General features: G+C 61.1%; 1 pseudogene. It reads left to right on the top strand.

From position 1 onward, the window contains the following. Window positions 1–6,919, top strand: a pseudogene (locus tag ACE04F_RS04705) (LapA family giant adhesin); the annotation flags it as partial. Between the last annotated feature and the right edge of the window lie 69 nt (window positions 6,920–6,988).

The raw sequence follows: 6,988 nt of genomic DNA, 5'->3' as shown, positions 1-6,988 counted from the left end.
CTCGCCTGTCACCATCACCCTGAGCAACGGCGCGGTGATCAACATCGCGGCCGGCGCCACCACCGGCACCGTGACTGTCGACGCGCCGAAAGACGACGTCTACAAAGACGCTGGCAAGGTTGAAGTCAGCATCGACACGGCAGTTGGCGGTAACTTTGAGAACCTGGTGCCTAACACTGCACCAGTCGTCACCGACGTCACCGATACCCTCGACACCAGCACCGTTTCGCTTACCGCAACTTCGACGGTTGGCGAAGGCGGCACTGTGGTTTACACCGCTTCGGTGAACGGTCCAGTCACCGGCGCTCCGCTGGTCGTCACCCTGTCGAATGGTCAAAGCATCACCATCCCTGTTGGTTCGAGCTCTGGCTCAGTGAATTTCACTGCACCTAACGATGCATTGGCGGGCGGCAGCAACCTGAGCGTCAAGATCGACGACGCCAAGGGCGGCAATTACGAAAACCTGGAAATTGATGGTAAGCCTGCGGACACCGCAGTGACCGATACCCAGGAAACCACCGGTCTGACACTGTCCGCAACCGACACCGTTGCCGAAGGCGGCTCGATTGTTTACACCGCGACCCTGACCAACGCCGCCGGTTCGCCGGTGACCATCACCCTGAGCAACGGCGCGGTGATCAACATCGCTGCCGGCGCTACCACTGGGACCGTAACCGTCGATGCACCGAAAGACGACGTCTACAAAGACGCCGGCAAGGTTGAAGTCAGCATCGATAAAGCCACCGGTGGCAACTTCGAAAATCTGGTGCCTAACACTGCACCTGCCGTGACCGACGTGACCGATACGCTCGACACTTCGACTGTCAGCTTGACCGCTTCCCCTTCCGTGGGCGAAGGCGGCACTGTGGTTTACACAGCATCCGTAAACGCCCCGGTCACTGGCGCCCCGCTCGTAGTGAGCTTGAGCAACGGCCAGTCCATCACCATTCCGGTGGGTTCGAGCTCCGGCTCGGTGAACTTCACCGCGCCTAACGATGCATTGGCGGGCGGCAGCAACCTCAGCGTTAAGATCGACGACGCCAAGGGCGGCAATTACGAAAACTTGGAAATTGATGGTAAGCCTGCAGACACCGCAGTCACCGATTCGACTGATGCCACGGGCCTGAGCCTTTCCGCGACCGACACCGTTGCCGAAGGCGGGTCCATCGTTTACACCGCGACCCTGACCAACGCCGCCGGTTCGCCGGTGACCATCACCTTGAGCAACGGCGCGGTCATCAACATCGCCGCTGGCGCCACCACTGGCACCGTGACTGTTGATGCACCGAAAGATGACGTCTACAAAGACGCCGGTAAGGTTGAAGTCAGCATCGACACGGCAGTTGGCGGTAACTTTGAGAACCTGGTGCCTAATACTGCACCCGTCGTCACCGACGTGACCGATACCCTCGACACCAGCACCGTTTCGCTCACCGCAACTTCGACGGTTGGCGAAGGCGGCACTGTGGTTTACACCGCTTCGGTGAACGCTCCAGTCATTGGCGCCCCGTTGGTCGTCACGCTGTCGAATGGCCAAAGCATCACCATCCCGGTTGGCTCCAGCTCTGGCTCAGTGAACTTCACCGCACCAAACGATGCGTTGGCGGGCGGCAGTAACCTCAGCGTCAAGATCGACGACGCCAAAGGCGGCAATTACGAGAATCTGGAAATCGACGGCAAACCTGCCGATACGACGGTTACAGACGTTCAAGACACTACCGGTCTGACCCTGTCCGCGACTGATACTGTCGCTGAAGGCGGGTCCATCGTTTACACCGCCACTTTGACCAACGCTGCCGGCTCGCCTGTCACCATCACCCTGAGCAACGGCGCGGTGATCAATATCGCCGCTGGTGCCACCACCGGCACCGTAACCGTCGATGCACCGAAAGACGACGTCTACAAGGACGCCGGCAAGGTTGAAGTCAGCATCGACAAGGCCGTTGGTGGCAACTTCGAAAATCTGGTGCCTAACACTGCACCTGCCGTGACCGACGTCACCGACACGCTCGACGCTTCAACTGTCAGCCTGACGGCTTCCCCTTCCGTGGGCGAAGGCGGCACCGTGGTTTACACAGCATCCGTAAACGCCCCGGTCACTGGCGCCCCGCTCGTAGTGACCTTGAGCAACGGCCAGTCCATCACCATTCCGGTTGGTTCGAGCTCCGGCTCGGTGAACTTCACTGCACCTAACGATGCATTGGCGGGCGGCAGCAACCTCAGCGTCAAGATTGACGACGCGAAAGGTGGCAATTACGAAAACCTGGAAATTGATGGTAAGCCTGCGGACACCGCAGTAACTGATACCCAAGACACTACCGGTCTGACGCTGTCTGCAACCGACACCGTCGCCGAAGGCGGCTCCATCGTTTACACCGCCACTTTGACAAACGCTGCCGGCTCGCCTGTCACCATCACCCTGAGCAACGGCGCGGTGATCAACATCGCCGCTGGCGCCAAGACCGGCACCGTAACCGTCGATGCGCCAAAGGATGACGTCTACAAGGATGCCGGCAAGGTTGAAGTCAGCATCGATAAAGCTGTCGGTGGCAATTTCGAGAACTTGGTGCCTAACACTGCACCAGCCGTCACCGATGTGACCGACACCCTCGACACCAGCACTGTTTCGCTCACCGCGACTTCGACGGTTGGCGAAGGCGGCACCGTGGTTTACACCGCTTCGGTGAATGCTCCGGTCACCGGCGCTCCGCTCGTAGTGAACTTGAGCAACGGCCAGTCCATCACCATCCCGGTTGGTTCCAGCTCCGGCTCGGTGAACTTCACCGCGCCTAACGATGCATTGGCGGGCGGCAGCAACCTGAGCGTTAAGATCGACGACGCGAAAGGCGGCAACTACGAAAACCTGGAAATCGACGGTAAGCCTGCGGACACTTCCGTCACCGATGTCCAGGACACCACCGGCCTGAGCCTGAGCGCCACCAACTCGGTTGCCGAGGGCGGCCAGATCACCTATACCGCGACCCTCACCAACGCCGCTGGTTCGCCAGTGACCGTGACCCTGAGCAACGGCGCAGTGATCAACATCGCCGCAGGCGCCAAGACTGGTACCGTAGCCGTCGATGCGCCAAAGGACGACGTCTACAAGGATGCTGGCAACGTCGAAGCAACGATCAAGACGGCCACCGGGGGTAATTTCGAGCACCTGGTGCCGAGCACCACGCCAGCCGTGACCGCCGTTACCGACACGCCTGACAACACCACCGTCAGCATCACCGGCAGCACTTCGGTCACCGAAGGCCAGGCCGCCACGTATTCGGTCAACCTGACGAACCCGGCGCAAACCGAGGTAACGGTCAAGATCGTCTACAGCGGTACCGCCGCCGATGGCTCGGATTTCACCGGTGTCTACACCGTGAAGATCCCGGCCAACGCCACCAGCGCCAGTTTCAACGTGGCGACCCTGGACGACAAGATCACCGAAGGCACTGAGAACTTCGTGGTCAAGATCGACTCGGCCACCGGTGGCAACTTCGAGAACCTGGCGGTCAGCGGCACCAACGGCAGCGTCAGCACTTCGATCATCGACAACGATGCCGCGCCGGTGCTCGACCTGGATGCCAACAATTCCAGCGGCAAGACCGGCGCCGATTACCAGGTGACCTTCACCGAAGGCACCGCGGGCCCAGGCGTATCGATCGGCGACACCGACCTGAAAATCACTGACCCGGACAGCACGATGCTGACCGGCGCCACCATCGTGCTGACCAACCGTCAGCCCGGCGATGCGCTGAACCTGGGCAATAGCGTCAACGGCATCAGCATCAACGCCAACAGCACCAACGGCACCGTAACGCTGACCTTGACCGGCAATGCGACGCTGGCCGAGTACATGGAGCAGATCAAAAACATCAGTTTCATCAACACCAGTGACGACCCGAGCACCGTGCCGCGCATCATCACCCTGAAAGTGACCGATGGCGTCAGCTACTCCAACACCGCCACCACCACGGTCAACGTGGTCGGCGTCAACGATGCTCCAGTTGCCACTGGCGGCTCCGTGACCGGCACCGAAGACACCTCGTTGATCCTCGGCTGGTCGAGCTTCGGCGTCAGCGATGTGGACAGTGCCGCCGCCAGCCAGGGCGTGAAAATCACCGGGCTGCCAGGCGATGGCAAGTTGCAGTACCTGGACGGAGCGACGTGGAAAGACGTGGCCAACAACCAGACCTTCACCAAGGCCGACATCGACGCCGGCAAGCTGCGCTTCACACCCGATGCCAACGAATCCGGGGCCGATGGCTACGGCGGCAGCGGCGTGGGCAACAAGCAGGCTGACTACGCGCAGATCAAGTTCCAGCCAACCGACGGCCAGGCTTTGGGCAACACCGGTACCGTAAAGATCGACATCACGCCAACCGCCGACGCGCCGACCCTCAGCGTCGCCGGCAACAACGTGACCTCCACCGGCCTGATCAAGGAAGTCTGGACCGGCCTGTCGGGCCTGGGCACCGATGGCAACGGCGCGCCGGCCGGCACGCTCAAGTCAGTGGTCGACGCCGCCGGCACGCCGAACAGCAGCACCAATGTGAGCAACGTGCAGAACGACGGCAACGTAAATCCGGGCACCGCGTCGAAGACCTCGGGCCTGATTTTCCTGGAAGCTGGCAAGACCTACACCTTCAGCGGCATCGGCGATGACAGCCTGCTGGTGACCATCGGTGGCAAGACCGCCGCGGCAACCACTTGGGGTGCGGGCGGCCAGTTGAACGGTTCATTCACACCGACCACCAGCGGCTACTACACCCTGGACATCTACCACCACAACCAGACCGGCCCAGGCAGTTATGACGTGAACCTGTCGGTCAACGGCAGCACGCCGGTGGACCTGAGCAGCGCAGGCGTACCGCTGTATACCGGCGTGGCTGACCTGGTGAATGCCGGCGTGTCCGTTTCCGACCTGCACGGCACCAATGGCGAAGGCTACTACGACGGCTACAAGCTCAACGAAGGCGCCGAAGGCGGCAGCGTGAAGCTTTCGAAGATCACCACCGCCCTGACCGATACCGACGGCTCCGAAAGCCTGAGCGTGAAAATCGGCGGCATGCCGGAAGGCAGCGTGCTGAGCGACGGCGCGGGACACACCGCAACCGTGGGCGCCAACGGTGAAGCTTCGCTCACCGGCTGGAACCTGGGCAGCCTCAACCTGACGCCACCGACCTACTTCAGCGGTCAGATCAACCTGACCGTGACTTCGACTTCCACCGAAGCCCTAGGCGGATCGGCAACCACCACTGCGCAAATCCCGGTGACCGTGCACCCGGCGGTCTACACCGCCAGCACCGCCACTTCCGGCAGTGACAACGTCACCGGCACCGACGGCAACGACATCATGGTCGCCGACATCGGCGGGCTGACGGTCGTGCCGGGCGTCAACTACAACATCGCCTTCATGGTCGACAGCTCCGGCAGCATGAGTTCTTCGTCCGTTACCGCCGCGAAGAACTCGCTGACCCAGGTGTTCAACACACTCAAGCAGAGCCTGGGCAGCAACTCCGGGACGGTGAACATCTTCCTGGCGGACTTCGACAACCAGGTAAACAAGAACGTTGCGGTCAACCTCAACGACCCGAACGCGCTGACACTGCTCAAGAGCGTGCTCGACTCGATGGTGTCCGGCGGCAATACCAACTATGAAGACGTGTTCAAGACCACCGCAAACTTCTTCAACAGCACTCAGGCCCTGAGCAATACCGGCGCGAAGAACCTGACGTACTTCATCACCGACGGTGAGCCAACGCGCTACCAGTCCGGTGAACAGACGAACCCGACGCTGTACGGTACCGTCAAGCTCGACGACGTGTTGAGTGCGGCCAACTACACCGTTGGCAAGTACTACACCCAGACGATCGACAGCACGCATAAATTCACCATTTACGAAGACGGTGAAATGTACCTGTCGACCAAGAACGGCAAGAACTGGACTGAAAACTACGTCGGCACGGTGCATGCCGAGGGCAACGGCACGTTCGAGTTCTCCAACCTGGACGGCGGCGGGTGGGGCGACTCCTCGGCAGCAGCCGGCTCAACGGCCAGCTTTACCCTGCTCAAAGGCTTGAGCAACGTTGAAGCCATCGGCCTGAACAACGGCGTGACCCTGGACGACCTCAAGCCATACGACTCGGACGGCAAACCGCAGACCAACATCGATCCCAAGGACCTGGCCAACTCGATCATCGGCCACACCGAAGCGACGTTGCCGGGTGCCGACACGGTCAACGGTGCCGACGGCAACGACATCCTGTTCGGTGACCTGGTGAGCTTCAACGGCATCGCCGGCGAGGGTTACCAGGCAATTCAGTCGTTCGTGGCCCAGCAAAGCGGCGTTGACGCCAGCAAGGTCACCACTGCGAACGTGCACCAGTACATCACCGAGCACTACACCGCGTTCGATGTGTCCGGTGCCCACGATGGCAACGACACCCTGTTGGGCGGCGCTGGCAACGACATCCTCTTCGGCCAGGGCGGCAACGATTTGCTCGACGGCGGCAAGGGCAATGACATCCTCCTCGGTGGCAGCGGCAACGACATCCTGATCGGCGGCAAGGGCAACGACACCCTCATCGGTGGCCTGGGCGGCGATACCTTCGTCTGGAAATCCGGTGACACCGGTACCGACGTGATCAAGGACTTCAAGGCCGGCGACGGTGACCGGATCGACCTGCGGGACCTGTTGCAGGGCGAAACCGGCAGCACCATCGACCACTTCCTGAAGATCAGCACGGTCGATGACGTGTCTTCCCTGCAAGTCAGCACTACCGGTCAATTCAACGCGGCCAACGGTGCGGCGGCGCCGGACGTGACGATCAAGCTGGAAGGCAACAACTGGTCGAACATCAACTTGAACTCGCTCATCGCCGGCAGTGACCCGACCATCAAGATCGATCACAACAACAGCTGACGCTGACACAGACTCCGTGGCGAGGGAGCTTGCTCCCGCTCGGTTGCGCAGCAACCGCAGGATTTGGGG

It is taken from the genome of Pseudomonas sp. AGC41 (assembly GCF_057334555.1).
Note: the sequence above shows the minus strand (reverse complement) of the source record. Positions and strands in the feature narration are given on the sequence as shown.